Source organism: Flavobacterium johnsoniae UW101 (assembly GCF_000016645.1).
GTDB classification, from domain to species: Bacteria; Bacteroidota; Bacteroidia; order Flavobacteriales; family Flavobacteriaceae; genus Flavobacterium; species Flavobacterium johnsoniae.
In genome coordinates, this window is the sequence record NC_009441.1 from 632,402 (window position 1) to 658,014 (window position 25,613).

Annotated in this window: 12 protein-coding genes and 1 tRNA gene; 9 read left to right on the forward strand and 4 right to left on the reverse strand. The window is 32.2% G+C overall.

The window, feature by feature from the left end:
- The first annotated feature begins 63 nt into the window (after positions 1–63).
- Entirely contained in the window at positions 64–420 is a 357-nt protein-coding gene (locus FJOH_RS03115) for a hypothetical protein (protein WP_012022683.1), read from the forward strand.
- Positions 421–503: 83 nt separating this feature from the next.
- Positions 504–1,715, forward strand: coding sequence for a cytochrome c3 family protein (locus FJOH_RS03120; RefSeq protein WP_012022684.1), 1,212 nt, complete (start codon positions 504–506; stop codon positions 1,713–1,715).
- On the opposite strand, the gene FJOH_RS03125 is transcribed toward FJOH_RS03120, so the two are convergent.
- The 4 genes from FJOH_RS03125 to FJOH_RS03135 all read right to left on the reverse strand — a co-directional run bounded on the left by FJOH_RS03125 (position 1,716) and on the right by FJOH_RS03135 (position 4,048).
- Complete coding sequence (locus FJOH_RS03125) at positions 1,716–2,459, reverse strand: UDP-2,3-diacylglucosamine diphosphatase (protein WP_012022685.1); 744 nt, start codon at positions 2,457–2,459, stop codon at positions 1,716–1,718. It lies immediately after the preceding gene.
- A gap of 72 nt (positions 2,460–2,531) precedes the next feature.
- Entirely contained in the window at positions 2,532–2,984 is a 453-nt protein-coding gene (locus FJOH_RS03130; protein WP_012022686.1) for a 6-pyruvoyl trahydropterin synthase family protein, read from the reverse strand.
- 32 nt (positions 2,985–3,016) lie between these two features.
- The gene (locus FJOH_RS26900) at positions 3,017–3,193 is read right to left on the reverse strand and encodes a hypothetical protein (protein WP_012022687.1); all 177 of its coding nucleotides are present in this window, start codon (positions 3,191–3,193) and stop codon (positions 3,017–3,019) included.
- A gap of 90 nt (positions 3,194–3,283) precedes the next feature.
- Positions 3,284–4,048, reverse strand: a complete 765-nt coding sequence (locus FJOH_RS03135; protein WP_012022688.1) for an enoyl-CoA hydratase/isomerase family protein — start codon at positions 4,046–4,048, stop codon at positions 3,284–3,286.
- Between the two features lie 103 nt (positions 4,049–4,151).
- On the opposite strand from FJOH_RS03135, the gene FJOH_RS03140 reads away from it, so the two are divergent.
- The 7 genes from FJOH_RS03140 to FJOH_RS03170 all read left to right on the forward strand — a co-directional run bounded on the left by FJOH_RS03140 (position 4,152) and on the right by FJOH_RS03170 (position 25,609).
- Positions 4,152–4,225 (forward strand) — tRNA-Ala (locus FJOH_RS03140).
- A gap of 451 nt (positions 4,226–4,676) precedes the next feature.
- On the forward strand, positions 4,677–5,183 hold the full coding sequence (locus FJOH_RS03145; RefSeq protein WP_012022689.1) for an OmpH family outer membrane protein: 507 nt from the start codon (positions 4,677–4,679) through the stop codon (positions 5,181–5,183).
- The gene (locus tag FJOH_RS03150) at positions 5,167–5,769 is read left to right on the forward strand and encodes a hypothetical protein (protein WP_012022690.1); all 603 of its coding nucleotides are present in this window, start codon (positions 5,167–5,169) and stop codon (positions 5,767–5,769) included. Before FJOH_RS03145 ends, FJOH_RS03150 begins: the two co-directional genes overlap by 17 nt.
- Positions 5,766–11,339: a hypothetical protein gene (locus FJOH_RS03155; protein ID WP_012022691.1), complete on the forward strand. Its 5,574-nt coding sequence runs from the start codon at positions 5,766–5,768 to the stop codon at positions 11,337–11,339. Before FJOH_RS03150 ends, FJOH_RS03155 begins: the two co-directional genes overlap by 4 nt.
- An 11-nt stretch (positions 11,340–11,350) precedes the next feature.
- A complete protein-coding gene (locus FJOH_RS03160; protein ID WP_159436658.1) occupies positions 11,351–18,814 on the forward strand; it encodes a PKD domain-containing protein in 7,464 nt (2,487 codons plus the stop codon).
- A gap of 71 nt (positions 18,815–18,885) precedes the next feature.
- Positions 18,886–21,669 (forward strand): PKD domain-containing protein, encoded by a 2,784-nt coding sequence (locus tag FJOH_RS03165; RefSeq protein WP_012022693.1) that lies wholly within the window; start codon positions 18,886–18,888, stop codon positions 21,667–21,669.
- A 67-nt stretch (positions 21,670–21,736) separates the two neighbouring features.
- A complete protein-coding gene (locus FJOH_RS03170) occupies positions 21,737–25,609 on the forward strand; it encodes a leucine-rich repeat domain-containing protein (RefSeq protein WP_012022694.1) in 3,873 nt (1,290 codons plus the stop codon).
- Positions 25,610–25,613 lie beyond the last annotated feature (4 nt).

A 25,613-nucleotide genomic window follows, 5' to 3' on the forward strand; every position in this document is an offset into this window, starting at 1 on the left:
TGAATTTTTTATTTAGAATTAATATAAATAATATTTATATTTGTTGGAATAAAAGGATTAACGATGAGAGAAATAGAACAGATATATCATAACAATTTTGGAATTGCCTTTTACTGGAAACAAAACAGCCAAACTATTCTTGACAAAGTTCAATTGGTTTTTAAAGAAACAGGCTTTTATTTTACAATTTCCGAATTGAATCAATTTTGTGATTTAATTGAAGACAGCCTTCTTGAAAACACTTGCTGTGAAGCTTGCGAAATGAAATATTCCTGCCATAAATTTTTATTGAAAACGCCATGCAATTCGATAGATCTTGCTGTTTCTATGACCGAATTAAAATCGATTAAAGATTTAGTCGAAGGTTCTTTGTTTAAAATTGAACTTGATGAATATGTCTACGGAGTTGGACTAAACTAAGAATTATTCTAAATAAATTAACACTATTTTTTCATTATTGAAATATATTTTGTTTGTATTCAAAATAAAGTATATTTACGACAATGAAAAATACCTGCATTATTATTGCTTTTATGGTTTTGTCGGTTTTCTTAACAAACTGCACAAACAAATCAGATGAATACATTGATCCGCGTGGTACTAACTATGCCGGTTCAGAAAGCTGTATTCAATGTCATAAAGCAGAATCAGAATCTGCTTTTCACAGTTCACATTTTAAAGCAACTTCTCCCGCTCTTAAAGAAAACGTTTTGGGTCATTTTTCGAAAGGAAAAAACACTTTTGTATACGACAAAAACACCAAACTGGTGATGGAAGAGCGAAACGATACTTTATATCAGGTTTTATATAAAAACAATAAAGAAGTAGAAGCTTATCCTTTTGAGGTTTTATTTGGTGTTAAACATGCTCAAACCAGTGCATATTGGAAGAATCATTACACATACGAATTGCCTGTTTCTTATTATAAATCTTTGAACAGCTGGGCTACAAGTCCAGGATATTCGGCAACTGTACCAAATTTTGAGAGAAAGATTGAAAAAGAATGTTACGGCTGTCATAGTTCAAACATAGCAAGCAGATATATTACAACGAGTTCAGACAGCATTACGTTTACGAACATGGAAGTAGAAGACTTTATGAACCCAAAAACGTTAATCTATGGCATAGACTGCGAGCGATGCCACGGCCCGGCAAAAAAACATGTGCAGACTCATTTAAAGTTTCCTGATTTAAAACTGGCACAGGATATTGTTTCTTTTAAAAAATTAACCCGACAACAAAAAATAGATGCCTGTGCAATTTGTCATTCAGGAAATGATAAACTAAAAATAAAATCTCGTTTTGAGTTTAGACCCGGCGATAATCTTCTGGATTATTTTAGAGGCGTTCCGGGATCAAATGATAATAAAGTTTATGATGTTCACGGCAATCAGCTTGGATTATTATCTCAAAGTAAATGTTTCAAGAAAAACGAAACTATGACTTGTATGAACTGCCACAATCCGCATGAGAATACTTCTAAAAGCATGGTTTCATATTCTAAAATCTGTATGAGCTGTCATCAGGATCCAAAACACACTCCAGAAACCCTAAAAACTGTATCAAAAACAGCAATGGCAGAAAATTGCATAGAATGCCATATGCCAAAACAGGATTCAAATGCTATTCGATTTCAGCAGTCAAATACTGCCGCAATGTCTAGTTATTCTTTACGAACACACAAAATTGGAATTTACCCGGCTAATAAGAAGTAATTATTTCTTGTATTCCTTAAGTTCGAAAGTTTCTCCGTCGAAAACGCCATAAGTAAAGTAGCCAATCCAGTCGCCCAGGTTAACATACTCGGAATTTTCGCCAACTGGACGAATCATTGGTAAATGACGATGCCCAAAAATAAAATAATTATAATGTTTGGTTTCTAGTTTTCGTTTAGCATACAAGATAAGCCATTCTTTTTCTTCACCTAAAAACTTAATATCTTCATCACCAGAAATCAATTTATTTTTAACTGATAAATATTGTGCTAAACTAACACCAACATCTGGATGAAGCCAGCGGAAAAGCCATTTTGAAAACGGATTTGTAAATACCTTTTTCATTCTTTTATACCCTTTATCGCCTGGACCTTTTCCGTCTCCGTGACCAATTAAAAAGGTCTTCCCGTTAAAAGTAAATTCTTTGTTATCGTGATAAACCGGAATATTCAATTCGGTTTCAAAATAATCATTCATCCAAAGATCATGATTTCCAACAAAAAAATAAATGGGAATACCGCTGTCGCGAATTTCAGCCAGTTTACCTAAAATTCGAACAAATCCTTTTGGTACAACGGTTTTATATTCAAACCAAAAATCAAATAAATCTCCTAATAAAAAAATCGCTTCTGCATCTTCTTTAACCTCATCAAGCCAGGCTACGAATTTCTTTTCGCGCGGTAAACTCAATTCTGGAGTCGGCGCACCAAAATGCTGATCTGAAGCAAAATATACTTTTTTCATTTAGATTGTTAGATTGTTAGACTTCTTAGATTTTTAAACAACTAAGATAAAACCTTTTGACTTTGGACTTTTTTACAAATTATCAGATGCGTACCACTCTGCAAACGAAGATTCTGTTTCCTGAAGTTTTAATGAGAAAAGAGAAATTCCAACAGGCAGACGGTTTTTAATTCTTTCTGCAAAATCTACAACCATGTTTTCACTCGTTGGCTGATAATCAACTAAAATAACATGATGGCCGCGATTTTTTAATTCATTTGCCAATTCTATATGCGGTGTCGTTTGGTTAAAAACAGTCGCATGATCAAACTGATCGACGATTTCTTCTTTTACAATTTTCTTTAGATCAGAAAAGTCAATTACCATTCCGAACTTTACATTCGATCGGTCTGTAATTGGCGAACCAATAACCGTTACCGATAATTTATAACTGTGCCCGTGAACGTTTTTGCATTTTCCGTCGTAACCGTACAATGCATGCCCGGTTTCGAAGCTAAATTGTTTTGTAATTCTGATATTACTCATCGATTTTTAATTTAAGGTTGCAAATTTACAAATTAATAACCGTTTTTATCTCTTTTTTTAGCACGGTTATACATCCACAAGGCAATTCCTCCTAAAACCAGAAACGGAATGAAAGATCCAATAACAACTCCTATTTGGTAACTGCTGTCTGGCGCGTGTTTTATTTTTTCTGCAACATCGACATTTTGAAATAGTGAAATGATAGTCATGTTCAATAATTTATATAGTGAAAAATTGTTCTTAAAATGTTTTTCAAAACTATGTTACTATTTCTCTAAAATCAATGACTTATATCATACCTATTTTTTAAACTGTAACAAAGCATTTCTGCTGAAATCAGATAAAACGAGTTTACCTGTAATAGCTGCACGTTCGAACAAAAGAGATTCCCATTGTTCTGTACCTTCCCAGATAATCTTTTTCATTTCTTTTAAAGATTCGGGATTGTATGAACTTAATTTTTGCGCAAAATTTTCAACTTCGGCATCAAGATTTTCAGCATTGCTTAAAACAGAATATAATCCTTTTTGAAAAGCCCACTCTGCCGATTTCCATGCGTGCGCCGTCAAAGTCATTTCGACCATTGCTGTTTTACCTATTTTTCGTGAAACTGCCGGTTCGATCACAAAAGGTCCAATGCCAATGGCAAGTTCAGATAATTTTATATCACTTTCTTGAGTTGCAAAAACATAATCACAGGCAGATATAATTCCTACACCGCCTCCAACAGCTTTTCCCTGAACGCGGCCAATAATCAACTTATTACAATTGCGCATTGCATTTATTAAATGTGCAAAACCAGAGAAAAATTCAGTTCCCTGTTCTTCATTTTCTACCTGCAAAAGTTCATCAAACGAAGCGCCTGAACAAAATGCTTTTGCGCCTTCACTTTTTAATATAATTACCGAAACTTTTTCATTTCGGCTTAATTCATTAATTTCAGATGTAAGTCGGTCTAATAATTCACGCGGGAAAGAATTACTTGCCGGATGTCCAAACTGCACCGTGGCAATTGTATTTTGAAAAGAGGTTTGTAAAGAACCCTTTATAATTTCTGAACTCATAAAAACAGTTTTAATGTAAAGTTACACTTTTGAAAAATATTTTGCCTGTTAGGCTCCTAAATTTGTTTTTTGAAAATTAAATGACTTTATTTGCTATGACTTTGGGGGATTAGCTCATTTGGCTAGAGTACTTGCCTGGCAGGCAAGGGGTGACCGGTTCGAATCCGGTATTCTCCACAAAATTAAAAACCCTTGTAAATTTAGTTTTACAAGGGTTTTGTTTTTATTTAATAAAAGTAATATTTTTTCCTTAAAGCATAAATTATTTTTAATACTATTCCTACTAAATAGTTAGGTGCTTTATTTTCAATTCTTACATTTTATATTTCCTATTTATTTTTCAAAAAAAATATTTTTCATAGAAAAACACAATAAAATAATGAATTGATTTTATATATCAAATAGCATAAAAATATTTAACATCTTAATTATCAAAACTTTAACATTTTTAACGGTAAGTAAAAACCTATAATAAAAATCATATTTTTTCTTAATTCAATGAATTAAACACAATAAATCTCACAATTAAAGCTAAAAAAATCAATAATTATCAAAAATAAAATGAGAATTTTCTTTGTTAAAAAAAATAAAAAACTATTTTTACACCACAAATTTAACAAGGCTTTCCATGATAAAACACAAGAGCAGTTTGTTGCTCATTATCAATTCTTTACTAGTTTTCTCACTAATTTTTTATGTAATTCTGACAAGTTTTACATCTAAAACAAAAATAGTTTATGTAGATACTACAGAATTATTTAATGGTTTTTCAATGACCAAAGAATTAAAAAGTAAAGGAGAGAAAGAATTTATTTCAAAAAAAATTGCGCTTGATAATTTATATTCTCAAATACAATCAAAATCTATCAACGCATCTCAAAAAGAAGTTTTGATGAAGCAGTTTATCCAGGAAAAAGAAGAACTGGAACAATTTAATCAAATCTACGCTGCAACTGAATCTTCAAAAATCTGGTCACGCATCAATAGCTACTCAGAAGATTTTTCAAAAGAAAATAATTACGACTTAATAATTGGTACCGAAAATAAAACTACTGTTTTATATGCCGATGAAAAAATTACCGTAACAAAAGAATTACTTACTTATATAAACAAAAGATATGAAGGACTTAAATAAGTTGTTTTGTATTTTTTGTGTTTTGTTTTTTATCTCCTGTAAAAAGGAAACAAAAAACGATTCTAAAAATTCAGAAATTAGAGACCGCTATTTTAATCTTGAAAAAATAGGATGGAAATCTCGTGCTTATACTCAAAAAGCAGATGATATTGCTTTTACTGCTATTGAAGTTCCTATTCAATATTATTTATTAAAAGATTTAGGAACTGAAAATCTAATTCCTGTTGATTCTCTTTATGAGAAAAATAAAAGAGAACGAATTATTGAATTTACTTTTCAACAGGACGAAGAAAAAGATTTACTCGAAAAAAAATTTACAGGTATCGATTATACTGATGCAGTAAAATATATGTCGTTTGGACTAGAGAAAGATTTTTATGTTGTCACTTCAAAAAAAGACACCATTGCTTGTTCTGGTGTTAACTACGAACGCACTTATAAAATAGCTCCTTATCAAAAAGTATTATTGTTTTTTTCCGGAATCGATCCTAATGAAAAAATACAATTAGTTTACAGCGATTACCTTTTTAGAAAAGGAACCTTAAAATTTCAATTTAAAGACACCTATACCCAAATAGCCTTATGATTCAGCCAAAAATTAGTAAGCTTAAAAAAACGGTCGCGATTTACTTAGCGATGATGATTCTTTTGGAAACTTTACAGCCAATGCAGATGTATGCATTGACAGGAGGACCTTCACAGCCGGAATTCGAATCTTTTACTCCTATCGGGACTTCTGATATGGTGGATCTTGCCAGCGGTGATTTTAATTACAACATTCCTATTATGGATGTTGGAGGTTATCCAATAAACTTAGCTTACAATTCTGGAGTGACTATGGATCAAGAAGCTTCATGGGTAGGATTAGGATGGGATTTAAATGTTGGGCAGATTACAAGACAAATGCGCGGACTTCCAGATGATTTCAATGGTGATGAAATGACCTATGAAAACAACATGAAACCAAATGTTACTGTAGGATCTGATTTTAATGTTTTTTTTGGTGCATTTGGTGTTAATGAGGTGAAAGCAAATGTTGGAATGAGCATTAAGTACAATAATTATGAAGGTTTTGGAGCTACTGCAAGCGGTGGTTTGAGCGCTCAAATTGCAAATAATATAAGGGTTGGAATGAACTTGGAATCATCTGCTTCAGAAGGTGTCTCTGCTTCACCAAGTGTAGCTTATCAAGATATCGATGACACAAAAAAAACAAGAGACAATACTCCAACCGGTAATTTTGGTATAAGCTATAACAGCAGAAAAGGTGTTGAAAATGTAACTTATTCTGCATCTATGAATCTAAAAAAAATTAAAGATAAAGCTGGCAATGAAAAAACTCGTACCATTAATGGATTCGCTGGAAGCGGATCTACATCTTTTATCGATGCCTCTTTCACTCCAACGAAAAGAGTTGGTATGGTATCTTCCAATTTTATCTTTAATTTAAATATAGAGGGAGAATTCTGGGGTATTGAGCCTGGAATGAAATTTACCGGATACAGAACAAGTCAGGGAATAAAGAATTCTGAAAAATATAAAACAGAAAGAGCTTATGGTTTTGAAAACACATACAATGCTTCTACTGCAGATGTTTTAGATTTTAACAGAGAAAAGGACAGAACATTTAACAAAAACACTACTTCTCTTCCTCTTACTAATAACACTTATGACTTATATAACATTCAGGGACAAGGGATCTCGGGAATGTTTAGACCATACAAATCTCAGGTAGGTTATGTATTCGATAAAGAAACAAACGATGATAGTGTTGGTGCAAACCTAGGTTTAGAACTTGGTGCCGGTGGTTTAACACATTGGGGAATTGATGCTACAGTAACTTTAGGTAAAAGCAATACATCTCTTTGGAGCGCATCGAATCCGGCTTTGGGAAGATTTAAGGAGAATAAAACAAATAACAGACCTGACTATGAAAAAGTGTTTTTTAAGAATATTGGAGGTAACCATGTCGACAAAGAACTAGACTTATTCAACACTAAATTGGGAGGTTACGACGCTGTAAAACTAGGATTGAGCGGAGGCAAGTTTTCAAGAAGCACAGATGTGAAATATGCTAAAAACACCGGTGCAATTGCCTATACTGGAGCTGTTAAAAGAGAATCATCGAGGTTGTCTAGAAATCAATCTATACAAAAATTAACTAAAGTTGAAGCAAAAAGATTTGGTTCTAAACTACAGCCAAGTGAATATTCGAGAGATCATCATACAACTGAAATCAGGATTACTAAAGAAGGCGGAGAAAGATATATTTATGGTAGAGCTGCCTATAATACACTTAAAAAAGAAGTAACTTTTGATGTTAGTGATAAAGACAGGCCTGCTGAAAAATTAGATTATAGAAATGGATTAATTCATTATGACTCAGGCGATAATTCTGCCAACAATAAAAAAGGCGGAGATCAATACTTTAATAGAGTTACAACACCTCCATATGCACACTCTTATTTATTAACTTCTGTATTATCTGCTGATTATCAGGATTTAAAAAATGACGGCCCAACAGATGACGATTTAGGGAATTATACAAAATTCGAGTACGATAATAAAACTGCAGAACATTTATATAAATGGAGAATTCCTTTTAAAGAAAACGAAGCCAATTATGATGAAGGTTTACGTTCAAGTAAAAAAGATGACAAAGGAAATTATCAATATGGAGAAAAAGAACTCCTTTATATCAAAAAAATTGTGACTAAAACACATGTCGCTGTTTTTCATCTTTCAGAAAGAAACGATGCTTATGGTGTTAAGGGTGAAAATGGCGGTATTGGTTACGATTCCAAAATGTATAAGCTCGATAAAATTTCACTTTATTCAAAACCAGAATATTTAGCTCAAGGAGATAATGCTACTCCAATTAAAGAAGCAAATTTTGAATACAATTACAGCTTATGCAAAGGTATTGACAACAGCATCAATAATGAAGGAAAATTAACTCTCAGCAAAGTTTACTTTACCTATAAGAATTCTAATATGGGGAAATATACGCCTTATGTCTTTAATTATGGTTTTAATCCAGATTATGACATGAAGGCTTATGATGTTTGGGGTAATTACAAAAAAGTGAAAGAAGGTGTAAATGAAGGAACATTAGCTCAATTATCAAATGCTGAATTTCCATTTGTGGACCAAAGCAACAGAACACAGGCAGATGAATATGCCAGTGCCTGGCTTCTTAAATCTATTCGCTTACCGTCTGGAGGCCAGATGGAATTAAACTACGAAGCAGACGATTATAGTTCTGTACAAAACAAAGATGCCATGCAAATGTTTAAAGTGGTGGGAAGCGGTTCAAAAGAAGGACTTACTGCAAACAATATTTCTAATGGAATTGAAAGAAAAACCCTTGGAAAATACATCTATGTACAATTAGATCATAAAGTTGATAATTCTAAAGAGTTTTATGATCAATACTTAAAAAATGTTGGAGATGCATCTAATCCGTTATATTTCAGGTTTCTGTTAAACATGGTAAATCCAAATCCATTACCAGGAGTTGACAGCACAGATAAATATGATTATGTTACCGGATATCTTAATATCGAGGGAATTAAGAATAAAACTGTTGATTGTGGTTTTCTTGAAGTAAACGATAAACAATATGTTGCAATACCAATTGATTATGTTGGAAAAGGCGATGGCTTTAACAAAGATTCACATGAAGTAAACCCAATCTCAAAAGCAGGATGGAACTTTGGAAGACAAAACCTTAACAGATTAGTTTACAGTATGTATAATGAAGAAGATACGACTGATCTGAAAAGTATTGTTATGGAAATGATTGGCTGGCTGCCAACTATTCTGGATATTTTCAAAAGTCCAAATGCAAAATTAGAACAAACCGAAATAGCAAGCAGATTCATTACCAATAAATCATGGATTAGACTTATACAGCCTACTGGAAAGAAAGTTGGAGGCGGTACAAGGGTTAAAAATATCGCTATCAATGACCAATGGGACGTTATGACTGCAAATACTAATAAAGAATTATATCAGCAATCTTACGGACAGAAATATGTATATGAAACAGAAAATGGAAAATCGTCTGGTGTTGCAACTTATGAGCCATTAGGATGTAAGGAAAATCCTTTTGTAAAACCTTTTTATGATCAGAATAAAAGGGATTTGCCACTTGGTCCGGACAATACCAATTATGTTGAAGAACCTTTTGGCGAATCTTTTTTCCCTGCTCCGAAAGTAACTTATAGCCGTGTAACGGTTGCGAATTTATCCAGAGAGAAACATAATGAATCAAATGTTGTGACAAATTCTGTAAAAAAACATGCTACAGGATCTGTAGTAACGGAGTTTTATACCACAAAAGATTTCCCAACGCTAACAGACCGTACTACTTTGTCCTTAAATTATGATAAATCATCGGCATTGGCCAGTCTTCTTAATTTGAAGGTTAAAGATCATATTACTTTATCTCAGGGGTTTTCTGTTCATACGAATGATATGGATGGTAAAATGAAAAATCAGCGTGTGTATGGTGAAGGTCAAAAAGATTTCATCTCAGGTGTTGATTATAAATACAATACAATAACAGACGCTCAAAACAGAAATGAAGGCAGACTAAACAATACTGTTCAGACTATTGATTCAAAAGGAAATATTGCGTCTAAGTTAGTTGGTGTTGATTATGACGTAATAAATGACTTTAGAGAAAATAAATCTACTACACAAATTGCCGGTATTCATTACAATACTGCGGGGATACCTATATTCTTAGCCATTATTGTCGTACCTGTTCCATTGCCTAGTTATTCTCAATATGAAAGTCAGCTTCGATCTGCTGTGACTACAAAAGTTATTCATACTACGGCTATACTTTCAGAAACTATAGCATACGATCTTGGTTCTAAGGTATCTACAAAAAATCTTGCATATGATGCTGAAACTGGAGAGGTATTGCTGACTGAAACTGTAAATGAATACAACGATAAGTACTTTAGTTTTAATTTCCCGGCTTATTGGAGTTATGCAGGAATGAGTCAGGCTGCTAAAAACATTGGACTTGAATGGGATATTACTAAAACTGGTAATAACCAATATCAACTTAAGGATGAAGGTATAAAAACTTTTCTAGAATCTGATTATTTAGTAGATGGTGATGAATTGTGGTTAAATGGCTTAGCTCCAGACGGAAAAACGAAAACTCTTATGAAAGCCTGGGCAGTTCATGTTACGAAAGACAACTTTAAGCTTATTGATGAAAAAGGTATCCTTATTAAGTCTGATGTAATCAATACTGCTAAGATGAAAGTAATCCGTTCAGGATATAGAAACCTTCAAACGGCTTCTATGGCGAGCGTAACTTCAATGACCAATCCTTTATACAATTATGATGGTAACAATAAAATAACAACTATAAAAACCAATATAGGCAATAATCCTTTCATGTCATCTGATTCAAGCAACCGAATTGTAAATGCATCTGCAGTTCAGTACAATGATGTATGGCCATCTCAATGCGAATGTAATTTACCAAAAATGGTTTTTGAAAACGGAAATCTTGTTTTTGAATATGAAAAAGAAAACAATACCGCTGAAGAAGATGATATTGCGAAAAGGTCATTCAACCCATATTTGTATAACATACTCGGTAATTGGAGAGCTAATAAATCTTATGCGTATCTAACCGGAAGAAATTACACTGTAGATCCAACACCTCGTAAAACAGGTTTCTTTAACGACTTCTACCCTTTCTATGTATATGACACTACTAAGAATGTCTGGGGTAAGACCGCATCTAATTACGACAGATGGACTTTTGCCTCTGAAGTAACACAATATAATCCTGCCGGACAGGAAATTGAAAATAAGGATGCTTTAAAACGTTATTCTTCGGCTCTATTTGGATACAATAATCGTTTTCCGGTTGCTGTGGCTTCAAATACTAAATATACTGAGCTTGCTTCTGATGGTTTTGAAGATTATGATTTGTCTAACTGCGGCACTGAATCACATTTTGACTTCCAGGCACAACTAAAAACAAATGATGTGAGTGTTTCTGACAGACAAGCACATACCGGAAGAAAAAGTTTAAAAATATCTCCGAGTAAAAAAGCAATAATAAAAAAACAGGTGGTTTCATGCAATGAAATTCCTAGTACTGTAACCGCTAAAAAATAATGAAGATCCAGATGAAATTAAAATATACATTAGTTTTTACTATTATTAGTTTTTTTATTAGTACTGCAGGGTTTGCTCAGCAGTATACAGATGAGGAAATTGGGTTGAATGTTTCTAAAATAACAGCATCATTAAAAGAAAAAGGTGTTGCAGAAGCTGACATTGAATTTGAAATTTCGTTATTAAGAAAAATGCATACGAATCAATATGCCAAAATAAAACAAAATGAGAATGAAATTTTAAAAGAAACAAAAGCAAAAGCACTGACTAATAAATCTGCGCTGACTGCAGATATTTCTTCAACAGAAAAAGCTGCTTTACAAGCGTTATACAACAGTACAAATGGAGCCAATTGGATTAACAAACAAGGCTGGGACTTTAGTACTCCTGTTACCTCTTGGGATGGTACTAATGGCTGGTATGGAATTACTGTTACTAATGGAACTATAACAAGCATTAATTTAGGACAAAATAATTTGACTGGGACATTAGCTTCAGAAATTGGTAGCTTAACTAATCTTCAACAACTCTATTTACAGGACAATGAGCTAAGTGGTGCTATTCCTAATGAAATAGGAAATTTATTAAGCTTAAAAATTCTTTATTTAAATGATAATAAATTAGCTGGATCAATACCTACACAAATGGGAAATCTTGTTAATCTAAGTCAGTTTGCTTTAAGTTTTAATAAATTAAGTGGTTCAATTCCAAGCTCACTTGGGAATCTAAATAATGTAGAGTTTTTTTTTATAGGGAACAATGAACTTACCGGTTCTATACCACCTGAAATTGGAAACTTATCAAAAGTAACTCATTTATACTTATATCATAATCAATTAAGTGGTTCAATACCAACTCAAATTGGGAATCTTTCTAAGGTACAAGCTCTTTTTTTAGAATACAATAATTTAAGTGGCTCTATACCAAATGAAATAAGTAATTTATCAAGTCTTAAATTTTTTAACTTATCGAATAATCAATTAACTGGACCAATACCTACCGGAATTGGTAACTTATATTATAACCTACTAGAAGTTTATTTTAGAAACAATCAGTTAAGCGGTCCATTAACTAACGATATTTTACTATACAACCTTGTATCTCTTTATTTAGATAATAATCAATTAAGCGGTCCAATACCTAGCAGCATTAACCGATTAAGAAACATTGGCTTACTTTATCTCGATCACAATCAATTTACAGGTACAATTCCAGCAAATATTGGTAACCTTCCTGAAGCAATACATCTTAATTTAAGTAATAATCAATTAACAGGTACAATTCCTCCTGAACTAGGTGGATTATCTAAAGTGCAAATGCTAGATTTGTCTTTTAATCAATTAACTGGTTCCATACCTTTAGAAATAGGCAATTTAACATCCATTCGTAATTTATTCTTAAACAACAATGAATTTAGCGGCACTATACCAAGCAGGCTTACACAGTTAACTTTAATTGGAAATTTTTATATTAATAATAACAAATTTCGTTTTATAGACTTTGCAAATGAGTATCAAACATATAAAAATTTTTATGGTTTTAAATATGTTGATCAAGCAAAAACAGATACAAAAGAAACCAAAAATTTTGATATTGGAAGTTCCACAACTCTTACAATGTGTACTGATAACAGGTACACTATTAATGATACTTTTCAATGGTATAAAGGTAAATTTCCTGATGGAGGTTTAATCAACGGAGCAACAAACAGAGAATATACAATTTCAAATCTTGGTGCATCTGATGCTGGGGATTATTACTGTTTATCTTCACATCCGCAGATAACTATTGCGACAAATCCAGATCGAAATTTAGTTTTAGAAAGAGAACCTATTACTTTAAAAATAGCTTGTGCTACAGAAGTAACTGGAGCTTCTATAATGCCATCTAACAATAGTTTTACAACTGATACAAATATTGAATTTTATCTTGACAGTACTTATCCAAATTTAACCTATAATTGGACCTTTTATAATTTAGATAACACTCCTAATGAAACTTATGAGGGTAATTATATTTTAAAATCATTCGATACACCTGGAACTTATAGAATGAACTTAATTGTTATGCAGGAAAATGGCTGTACAACAAGTTTTGATAAATATATAACTGTCAAATATGCTAATCCTTGTTTGTCTTCAGAAACTGGTTCTATAATAGTTAAAGGTTTTGATTATGATTATAATAATTTACCAAATAATGTATTTAGTAATACATCTACTTACTTTAGTTTTGATACAATGAGTCGAAATCTAAGTTATAATTGGAAATTTTATAATCCTGATGGTACATTCTTAACAAGTAAGCCTTACCAGTCATTTGATATCATTTTTGAGAATAATGGTGAACATAAAGTTGTTTTAGAAATTACAGATTTATATGGCTGTACAGCTACATTCGAAAAAATAATTCCTGTTATTAAAGATTGTAGAAAAACTGGAGTAATACTTACATATGAAGGGTCCAGCCTAGATGAAATATTAGAAAACACTTCACTAAGTGTTAAACTTTTTGGTAATGATTTTGACCTAGATGGAAAACAATTCGATTGGGAATTTTTAAATCCAAATGGAAGTATTGTTTCAACAGGGTCAAATCCAGTTTTTACTGTCACTCCTCCAACAGTTGGAAACTATAGAATAAATCTTAAAATAACAGATCCCGAAAGTGATTGCGTATATGATTTTAGTGTCGTTTTAGAAGCTGTTGACGCATGTCGAATGACACATTTAACTCGTAATGGTTATATCAGTCTAAACGGTCAATCTGAATACCTTAATGATGTATTATTTCTAGACCTTAATCAAACTGTTGAGTTAGGGCTTTTCCGTGAGTGGTATAATGAAACGGGTAAAACTTTTAATCTCGAATGGAATTTTTATAGTCCAAATTCTGAATTAATCAGTACAGGAAATCAACCAAGATTCCCTATAACATTGACGACTGAAGGCTTTTATAAAGTAACATTAAAAGTTACTGATCCTGAAACAGGATGTTTTACAGAAGTTTCAAGAAAATTTAGCAGTGTAAAACAAAATAGTTGCACACTAACAAACGAAAGATCAAATCAAGTAAAAGATTTGACTAGAGCTCTGATAAAAAAACTTATTCTTCGAACTGTAACTGGAGAAACAGATGCTCAAATAAATGCCAGCCCGTTTTTAGAAGAATTTACTTCTCTAAAGCCATTTATTATTAATTCGCCTAATGATAAAATATATAATTATAAAACAACCAGAAATAAATTTGGTATTCTTATAAATGTAGATTTTTCATTTTCACCAGAAAGAGAATCAGATGTTCATATTTCAGTACGAGACGGACTTTTTACTAATTTCCAACGCGATTACGTATATAAAAATATAGATGATGCTGTTTATATAGATATTAATCAATATGTTACGGCAGATGAAACTTTACTTTCATGTTGGACTTATGCTAAAGACAGATCATTAGCAAAATCAGCTTTAGAGCAAAAAGACTGCAGGTATTCTTCAGAAATTAAAAACATTAATTTCTGTCCAAATCCTTGTACTCCAATCGTTGGAACGATGAAAACATCTAGTAATGATTTCTTTACTAACAGAAAAACAGTTTTTTCTCTAGAGACTTTATCGACAGATCTAACTTATAAGTGGACATTTTATAATTCAGATAATACGAGTTTTACAAATTTCACGACTAGCAATGTGGATTATTTGTATAGAACTGCCGGAAATTATAATGTTGTTCTAGAAGTTACAGATTCAAAAGGATGCAGCGCTACATTTGAAAAGACTATTGTAGTAAGTGTGAATACAAACTGTGTTTCACTTCCTGGTACAATATTGACATCTACTCCAGAAGTATATGTTAGTAAAAACACTACTTTTTCATTTGAAACTCCGGCAACAGATCTAACTTACAAATGGATATTTACTCAAAATAAGACTAATGAATCAACCGTTTTCTTCTCTAAAACAGTAGATTTTACCTACCTATTACCCGGATCAAGTGAAATTAGACTGGAGGTTACAGATTCGAATGGATGTAAATCTATCTTTCAAAAATCAGTTACTATCAAACAAAGTACTTCTTTATGCGATAATGTAATCCAATTTGGCCGTTCTTATATCCAGGTTGGAACAGATAGTGATCTATTCAAATCTGCAACAATTTCTGTAAATCAAACTACAAATATTACTTTCTCTAGTCAGAACTATTCTCCTCAATATGATTTAGAATATAAATGGAGTTTGTTAAATGAAGATGATCAAGTAGTCGATTCAGGAAACAATTTAAATTTTCCTATAACGCCTGTAAAAGGAGGTTATTATAAAGCAGTTTTAGATCTTAAAGATCATACCAGTGGCTGTGTATACCAATTAGTCAGATCAATAGTATGTACTATTCCTAGCAGCTGTACAGGAACAAATCCTCAATCCACCGTTGTAAAAGGGTTAGTTATTAACCTATTAAAGAATTTAATTTCAAGGTCAATGATGGGTGAAAGCGATGCAGACATTAATTCTAGTGCTGTACCTACAGAATTTAATACTTTAAAACCATATATCACAACTAACACTGCAAAAAACAGGATATACAATTTTGCTACTACCAGAAGTACTGCTAACGAATTTACAAGTGTCTCTTTTTCATTTTCACCAGAAAGAGCATCAGATATTTATATTTCTATTCCTCATAGTTTACAATATTCTCAAGGTATGCCTTTAGATTATTTACTTTCTATGATTGAATCTAAAATATATATTGATTTAAGTCAATATGCTTCTTCAAATCAATATTTAATTTCGTGTCTATCAGACTCACAAGCTTCAGCTAAAAGTGTTTTACATACAGGTGATTGTTTACGAGCATCTGAAATTCGCTACATCGATTTTTGCCCTAATGAATGTGATCCTTTGTTAGGTGTAATCAAAACAAATTCAGAAATCGTTTCTTTAAATACCCCAGCAGTTTTTTCATTAGAAACTAATAACGCTTCTGTCTTATCTTATAATTGGACGTTTTACAATCCTGACAATAGTGTAAGAGAAAACCAAACAACTTCGAATGCTTTTCAGACTTATACAATTCCTGGAACTTATAAAGTTGAATTAGAAGCAAAAGATGTAAATAATTGCACTACAACTTTAACGAAAATGATAACTGTAGCGGCCCCAGCCTGTGTAGCAGCAATTGGAACAATAAAAACAGTTTCTCCTAATATATTTACAGGAACAAATACGGAATTCCTTTTTGAAACAACTGCAACAAATTTAACTTACGAATGGACGCTATACAGAAATGTAAACAGCAGTATAACTATATTTACAACAAATACTGCTAATATTTACTATTTAGATCCTGGCAATTACAATGTTAAACTTATCGTTACTGATGCGAACGGTTGTAAAAATACTTTCCGTACTACAGTAACTGCTACAGTAAAACCACCTTGCGTTAATGTCGTTGGAGAGATTAAAACTGCTAATCCTATAATTTCAACAAATGAAAATACTACGTTTTCTTTTGAAACAACTGCTACTATCCTTCGCTATTATTGGACTTTTCACAGCTTAAATAATACACCCCTTTTAACCACGACTGAAAGCAGTCCTACTTTAATGTATACTTTTCCTAATAATTATAAAGTTACTTTAACTGTATGGGATGAAAACGATTGTTATACAATTATCGAAAAAAACATTAATGTAGTTAGAGGATGTCCTGTTATTCCTGGATCTGCAAATATCCCGGAAACAGTTACCAGCGGACAAATTATTCCTTTTGAATATAGTACAACCAGTAATGGTGTAGGTTATAAATGGACATTCTATAATTTAGACGGCTCAATTAAGTCAACATCAACATCAAATAAAATAAATAAAGCTTATTATGCAACTGGTAATTACCGTGTGACTCTTGAATTAAATGATTTGTTTAATTCTGGATGTAAAACTACAATTGACAAAATCGTTACTGTAACAGGTGAATGCGGTATTCAAGGCACAATAGCATCAAACCCTGCTGCAGAAAGTATTTCATTAGACCAATATGTATATTTTTGGTTTGAAAGCGAAGCAATAGATCTAAATTACAAATGGACTGTTACTAAACCTGATAATGTAAGTTCTCAATATTCTACTGATAAATATGCGCCATATTATTTCCAATCTGGTTCAGGGACATATAAGATTGCCGTAGAAGTTTCAGATGGTAATGGGTGTATATTAAATCTTGAAAAAACATATAATTTAGAATACGATTGTTCTCGAAATACAGGCTTAGTAACTGGATCAATTTATAACAATAATCATAAATTCTATTATAGTTCAGATGTCTTAATAAATGCTCCAAACAAATTTACTTTCTGGTATGATTATAGTTCACAAGAAAATCTGCCCGTTAATTGGGAATTAACAGACCTTAACGGTTCTCTTATTTCATCTGGAACAGAAAAAGAATTCATCTTTACACCTACAACATCAGCTGGCTTAATTCTTAAACTGACCATTACAGATCAATATGGCTGTCCTCATCATTTTTCTAAAGAATTAAATGTTGTTGAAAAATGCCAATTTTATGTAAGTGATATTTCTGGTGATATTAATTTTGACGAAGAGTACAGCTATAAAGTTGCTTTTATAGATGCAAATCAAACAAAAGATTTAATTCTCCGCTCTTATGATGAAAATGATGGAAAGGTTTATACCTATCAATGGAATCTTTATGATTTAGATAATACATTAGTAAGTACCGGAGATCAACAGAAATTTCCAATAACATTAACTAAAGCAGGATATTACAAGGTAACTCTTGACATAATTGATCCTGATACTGACTGTCCTGTTCAGTTTACTAAAAAAATTGGTTGTGTAATTAATAATTCTTGTACGGAGACTAATCCAAAATCACAAATAGTAAAAGAACTGTATTTAGATTTTATGAGAAGTCTTGTCATGAGATGCTTACTTGGTGAAACTGACGAACAGATCAATACAAGTCCTATGACCCCGGAATTTACCGCTTTGGTACCGTACATTACAAATGGTCCAAAAGATAAAATTTACAATTTCAAAACAAAATTAGGAGGAGAAAGCGGTAATAGTTTTGCAGGGTTTGAGTTCTCTTTTTCTCCAGATCGACAGTCAGATGTGTATTATTATACCAGATGGTCACTATATTACAACAGTTGGGATTTAGAGAAAACAATAGATGACATTAATTATACCTTATATCTTGCATTGAATCAATACGTTGCTGCAGATCAGTCACTTGTTTCTTGTTTTATTGATTATGCATCTAAGATGGCAGGTAAAAATGTAAACCATTTAGAAACAGACGAATGTCTGTTCCAGACAGCTGTTCAATATATTGAGTTTTGTCCGCCGGAAGATTGTAGTCCAATTGCAGGAACACTCAAATCCACACCTGTAGTAGGAATTCAAAAAACAGCAAAAAAGGCTCAATTAAAGCAAACTCCAAAAAAGTAATTCAGGCAAATAAAAAGAATTAAATAATTGTTTTGATAACATTTTATCAAAAAAACAATAGATACTAGACTATGGTAAATGATTTTAAAATAAAAAAATACTGGATTACTGCTCTTTGTACAGTTCTTTTTTCTTTGGCTGGTTTTTCTCAAGGCCTTAGTGATGCCACTATTGGATTTAATTTATCTAAAGAAACAGAAGTGTTAAAAAAACAAGGTCTTAAAGATGAAGACCTTACTAAAGAGATTGCCAGACTACGTAAAATAAAAATGGCCAGCTTTATTATCATAAAAAATAAAGAAGCTGCTGCTATACAAGAAAATAAAATGAAACCGCTGGCAAAATCTATTTTAACTAAAAACATAAAAACTGCGTCTAAGATTTCAAGCTTAGCAAAAACAGAAATGGAATGTTCCTATGATTACTATCGGGCAGGAAGAATTCAATACGCAGGGGGACCAACATACGATCAAAATTCAGTTAAAATAAATACTCCTGCAAATATTACTTTCTATAAATATTACAATGGTACAAATGGAAATTTATCTTACGAATGGAAATTATATAATCCAGACGGTATTGTTATTGATACTAAAAACACTAGTAATTTTTCAATAACATTACCTGCTGTTGGTGCCTATAAAATAGTACTTACTCTAACAGATGCTATTGGCTGTTCTGAATTTGAAGCAACTTTATATGTACGAGATTCTAATAATTGTGTTATTTCACCAGAAGAGCGAAATGGTACAATTTACACCCCTCGCAATTCAGATCAGCTTGTAGAAAACAGAGAATCTATTGTTACCTTATCTCCTTCTGGATTTTCTACAAATAATCTTATTTATAAATGGGATCTTTTTGATGTAAATGGCAGCAATATATTCACAAGCAGTGAACCTGAATTTAAATTTACCCCTCCTGCAAAAGGTCAATTTCTGATAAATCTAAAAATTACTGATCCTAATGGCTGCAGCACAACATATACAAGAAATGTTGAAACAGTAGATATATGTACCTATACACAATATGATGATTACTTCGATATCATGGCCCCAGAAGAATCTGCGGGAGGAAGGGTATCATTTGCAAAAGTGGGACAAAGAGTAACCTTAGAACCTGTTTTTTTTAGTGGTGGTAATAAAGAGTTTACTTATAGCTGGAAACTATTTGATCCTAAAGGACAGCAGATTGGTACTGGGAGTCATCGCGTATTTCCATTTACACCAACTGAACCTGGATATTACACACTTACAGCAGATTTAACCAATCTTGAAACAGGATGTATTCTTACAGCAAAAAAAACGGTTGCTTCTCAAATTGAGAATGGATGTGTATTGACCAATCCTAAATCATCTGAAGTATATGAACTGTATTTAAAATTTGTAAAGAAACTAATTGAAAGACTAGTTCTTGGTGAAACTGACGAACAAATCAATTCCTCTATTGCTATGCCAGAATTTATGGCTCTCAAACCGTATATTAAAAATGGTGTTGGGGACAAAATTTATAATTTTGTAAGTATACAAGAAGGTTATGGCGATCAAAGAGTAAATGGAATTAATTTTTCATTCTCTCCAGAGAGAGAATATGATATTCACATCTATAGCATCGATGGAGTTTATTACAACTCGGAGTATAGTACACCGGAAGATCTTGAATATAATATTTCATCCGCCATCTTTACTAATATAAGTCAATATATAGCTGCAGATGATTTTTTCGTTTCTTGTCAAGTTATAAATGGTGGAAAAAAAGCTAAAACCGGGAAAGTAGTTTTAGAGCCTTATGAATGTACTAGAGAATCTGAAGTTAGAAATATAATCTTCTGCCCTGGAGAAGGTAGTAATTGTACACCAGAAATTGTGGGAACAATAAAATCAAACTTTCCTTTTATTTATCCTAAAACAGAATATTCATTTTACTTTGAAACTATTATTCCTAATTTAACTTATTCGTGGTCCATAACATCCGAAACTGGAGAAGTATTAAGTACCAGTGATACTGATATTACGACTCCATATCGTTATACTTTCTTAAATGAAGGAATCTATTTTGTAAAACTAACTGCAAAAAATGAATTGGGATGTACTACAAATTTTACTAAAAAAATAATTGTAGACAATAAACGCTGCGCCAACGATAGTAACAATTTTACTTTTGAAACAGAGGAGAACGGTGTAACTTACATTTGGACAACTACTGACATAAACGGAAACATTGTTGATACTGTTACCAACACATCGGGGAATTATTCATTTACAACAAATACTGCAGGAACATACGAAGTGAAACTAACTGCAAATGCAGAGAAAAAATGTGAAACAATTTTTGCTAAAACAATTTTTGTAGAAAATTGTACACCAGTTGTCGTAGTTTCTTGTACACAGAACAATCCGCTTACGCCAAAAATACATCAGCTGTTTATCAATTTAATCAATAAAGCGGCGACTACTCCAAATGGCGTTGATGTAAATACTTATGCGAAAACCGAAATTGCAGCTTTAGCGCCATATACATTTGGTCCAAATGCTAAGATATTCAATTTTAGCAACGACAGCTCTTCTGTAAGTTTTTCATTTACTGAAAATTACACAGGAATTGATGTCTATATCCCTAAATCTTCTCAAGGCACTATAACAGGTATCGATTTGAGTAAGTATGAAAGCTCTTCTAGCAAAACAATAGTTGAAACCAATTATACTAATGGATCATCAAACCTCACAAATGGCTATGTTACCAATATTGATTTCTGTCCGTCAATAGACTGTACCCCAATTACAGGAGTCATCAATATTGTAAAAAGAGGAACAGCATCAACAAATAAAAAAACAAACTCTAGTTCAAAAATATAACTCACTTTAAATAGAAACACACTAGTTGTTTTAACAAACAAGTAGTTATAAAAAAAGATATTAGATTATGACAAACAATCTTAAAATAAAAAAATACTGGATAACCACTTTTTGCTTGGTGTTCTTTTCATTGTTTTCATTTGCACAGGAATTAAGTGATGAAACTATTGGGTTTAATGTGGTTGATTATACTGCTTTTCTTAAAAATCGTGGTGTAACTGATAAAGACATGAAATCAGAACTTTCAAAATTAAGAAAGACAAGATTATCTGATTATTTGGAGATGAAAAAATCTGAAAATGATTTTTTACAAATGAATATAAATGAAAATAAAGTAAAACAATCAAGATCCTCTATCAACTCAAAAACTGCTGTCCTTGACATCCCTCAAATTGAAAAAGATGCGCTTCTGGCTTTTTACAATAGCACCAATGGATCAAACTGGCTTTTAAAAAAAGGTTGGGATTTTTCTACACCAGTAACAACTTGGGATGGTTTTTCACAAACAGGATGGTATGGAATTACTATAACTGATGGTCATGTAACAAAGATTACTGATATTTTAAATGCAACTGGTACATTACCTGATTTATCAGCTTTACAGTATCTCAAAGAACTATATATTTTTAATTCTTCTTTTACTGGTAATTTGACTGGATTACAAAATTTAAATAATTTAGAAAAGCTGAGAATTGGCTGGTCGACTTCTTCTCAAAGTAGTTTTCAGGATTTAAATCCTCTTAGTAAATTAACTAATTTAACAGAATTATGTCTCCATAGTTGCAATTTCACTAATAATAGCATTCCTTCAGATTTTACAAAACTAGTTAATCTCAAAAAATTAGAAATTCGTTTTGGAAATGTTAACCAAAACTGGGAAGTATTAGGTAACTTAACAAATTTAATCCATCTAAATTTAGGCAATAATAATTTTGCTTCTCAAAACACTACATTAGTTGTACCACCAAATTTTGCTAATCTTACGAAACTCGAAATACTAGACTTATCCAATAATAAAATAAAAGATATTTCAGTAATCAACAACATGAAAGAACTGAAATACCTAAATGCACAGTGGAACGAAATATCTACAATACCGTCTGGTTTTAGTGAATTAACAAAATTAAATTACATACGATTAGGACAAAACAAAATAAAAGGAAATTTTCCATCATATCTTCAAAATCTTCAACTCAATACCTTTGAAATATCAAGTAATGAGTTTGAAGGAAAAATACCTGCTCTAAATTTTGATTTAGCTAATTCAACTGTAAATTATTATATAGCCGGTCAAGGAGTGGCATTTTTAAATAAAACTTTGGGTATTTATGACAATAAATTTCGTTTTATAGATTTTGCAAACGAATTTGAAATTTACAAAACAAAAATAGCATCAAATTATTTTACTTATCAATATCAAAAAAGAATAAACGTAGTTGAAACCATAACAAAAGGAATAGGACAATCTGTAACATTAAAAATGTTTCCAGAAGGAGACAGTCGTTATTTAAACGATGACACTTTTAAATGGTTCAAAAATGGAGTTGAAATTATTGGAGCAACTGAACGAACTTATACGTTAACAAATTTAACTGCAGCAAATGCAGCAACATATATTTGCAGATCTTATCATACTAGCAATCCCGATATGTCTGCTCTTACACTAGAAAGAGAACCTATAACATTAAAAGTTGTAAATTGTACTCCATTAACCGGAAACATAACATCAACAACAGATAAATTTCACACAGGAGGAGAAAGCAATTTCGCATTTCAAACTACTGCAACAGGTTTAAGCTATGAATGGTCTGTAACAACTGCAGAAGGCCTTCCAGTTAACGAAATTCCATCAAATACTTTGGAAATTTACACTTATACCTTTACAAATCCCGGAGATTATATTGTGAAAGTAAAAGCTACAGATTCAACTGGCTGTACAACAGAATTTACAAAAGAAATAACCGTAACAGAAAGATATTGCGACAACGAACCAGTTGATTTTTCTTTTGAAACAACAGCAACAAATTTAACTTATACTTGGACCACAACTGATTCAACAGGAAAAGTTGTAAACCGAGTAACAGATACAACTGGACTTTATACTTTTACCCCTCAGGTATCTGGGGAATATGTAATCGAATTGGTAGCAAGCAGTGCAACAAGCTGTAAAACGTTATTCACGAAAAATATCACAATCGATCAATGTACACCCTATATTTCTTGTACGAGAGACAACCCACTTTCGCCAGAAATACACCGTTTGTTTATCAATATGATTACCAAATTAACTTCAGCACCTGCAGGAACAAATGTAAATGTTTATGCGCATAAAGAAATTGCGGCTGTTGCTCCTTACACAACAGAAAAAACTGCGAAGATTTACAACTTTGTCAATAATGGTACTGCGATAAGTTTTTCATTTACAGAAAACGGAACCGACGATGTATATATTCCAAAAGCTTCTACAGGATCTGTTACCGCTATAGATTTAAGCAAATATGTTGATTCTGTAACTTCAACAATAGTTGCTACAAGCTACAGTAATGGAACAACTAATAATTCTGACGGCCGCGTTAAAAACATCGACTTCTGTCCTAAAGAACTATCGTGTGTTTCTCACGTAGCACTTGTAGTAGACGAGTCTGGTTCTTTAGATCAGTCTGAAATTAATAAAATTAAAAAACAATTAAAATTATTTGTTGCGCAGCAAGCATTTACAAATGATGATATAGGATCTAATATTCATATTTCAATAACAGGAATGTCTGATAGTGATGATGTGAATAAAAGGAGAAAGGATTTTATTATTCCAACTAAAGTAACGGCTAGCAATGTATACTTATTTAATAACTGGATTGAGAAACTAGGAAAAAGATATGGTGACACTATTGGTATAAGTCAGGCTTCCGATTTTTGGAAAAGTGGTCTTGACGGTGCTTTAAGCTATAGTATGAAACCAAATTTTGTTATCATGATTACCGACGGTGCTCAGACAGATGATGTTACGGGCTTGAAAGAAACATTGGCTAAGTTTGACAACAATAACAAAACGGTAACTGATCCAAAATTACCGCACTTATATGTAGTGGGAATTGAAAATGGAGTTTATATAGATCGTAACTCACTTACCGGCAAAGCACTGCCTAGAAATGAAGATCCAAATTACAATTCGGCAATTGGTTCACAAAACAATCTAACGGCTAAAACAACACCGTTCCTTACAAAATCATTACAATTTTTGTTAGATCTTTCGCCAACTGAGTTCCCAGTGGCAGATATCAATCAGTTTACTGTGGGTACTTATTTCGGACATTCTAATTTTGATTTGTTAGCATCAGATGAAACCTATTTCTCTGACAAACTTATTGTTGGAGAGGTTGTCTGCGGTACACCTGCTGTAAAAGATTCTTGTGATGACTGTTTCTCTTTCAAACCAGAACCAGGAAAAGAATATGTTTTAAGTGCATGGGTAAAAGAAGAATCTAACGAACAGGTTAAAACATATGTAAATCCATTAATCAAAATCAAATTTTATAATAATAAAGAAGCTCTTGATATTCCTGCACACAAAATTGATTCTTTATCTATAAAAGGAAGTGGCGATATTATTGATGGATGGCAGAGAGTCGTTAAAAAATTCAAAATACCAAACAATACTATTACACTTGGTATTGAATTAGAAAACTTAAGCCCAAGCATACCTGTTTATTTTGACGATATCAGGATTCATCCTCTTCAGGGAAGTGTAAAATCATTTGTTTACGATCCTGAGACATTCAAGTTAATGTCTGAGTTAGATGAAAACAACTATAGTACATTCTATGAATATGACAATGAAGGCGGACTGGTACGTGTTAAAAAAGAAACTGCAAAAGGTATCAAAACCATTCAGGAAACACGATCTGGGAACGTAATAGAAACGACAAATACAACACCATAAAAGC

Coding starts and splice junctions, on each gene's coding strand:
- FJOH_RS03115 (WP_012022683.1), top strand. CDS start 64: ATGAGAGAAATAGAACAGATATATCATAACAATTTTGGAATTGCCTTT.
- FJOH_RS03120 (WP_012022684.1), top strand. CDS start 504: ATGAAAAATACCTGCATTATTATTGCTTTTATGGTTTTGTCGGTTTTC.
- FJOH_RS03125 (WP_012022685.1), bottom strand. CDS start 2,459: ATGAAAAAAGTATATTTTGCTTCAGATCAGCATTTTGGTGCGCCGACT.
- FJOH_RS03130 (WP_012022686.1), bottom strand. CDS start 2,984: ATGAGTAATATCAGAATTACAAAACAATTTAGCTTCGAAACCGGGCAT.
- FJOH_RS26900 (WP_012022687.1), bottom strand. CDS start 3,193: ATGACTATCATTTCACTATTTCAAAATGTCGATGTTGCAGAAAAAATA.
- FJOH_RS03135 (WP_012022688.1), bottom strand. CDS start 4,048: ATGAGTTCAGAAATTATAAAGGGTTCTTTACAAACCTCTTTTCAAAAT.
- FJOH_RS03145 (WP_012022689.1), top strand. CDS start 4,677: ATGATAAAACACAAGAGCAGTTTGTTGCTCATTATCAATTCTTTACTA.
- FJOH_RS03150 (WP_012022690.1), top strand. CDS start 5,167: ATGAAGGACTTAAATAAGTTGTTTTGTATTTTTTGTGTTTTGTTTTTT.
- FJOH_RS03155 (WP_012022691.1), top strand. CDS start 5,766: ATGATTCAGCCAAAAATTAGTAAGCTTAAAAAAACGGTCGCGATTTAC.
- FJOH_RS03160 (WP_159436658.1), top strand. CDS start 11,351: ATGAAATTAAAATATACATTAGTTTTTACTATTATTAGTTTTTTTATT.
- FJOH_RS03165 (WP_012022693.1), top strand. CDS start 18,886: ATGGTAAATGATTTTAAAATAAAAAAATACTGGATTACTGCTCTTTGT.
- FJOH_RS03170 (WP_012022694.1), top strand. CDS start 21,737: ATGACAAACAATCTTAAAATAAAAAAATACTGGATAACCACTTTTTGC.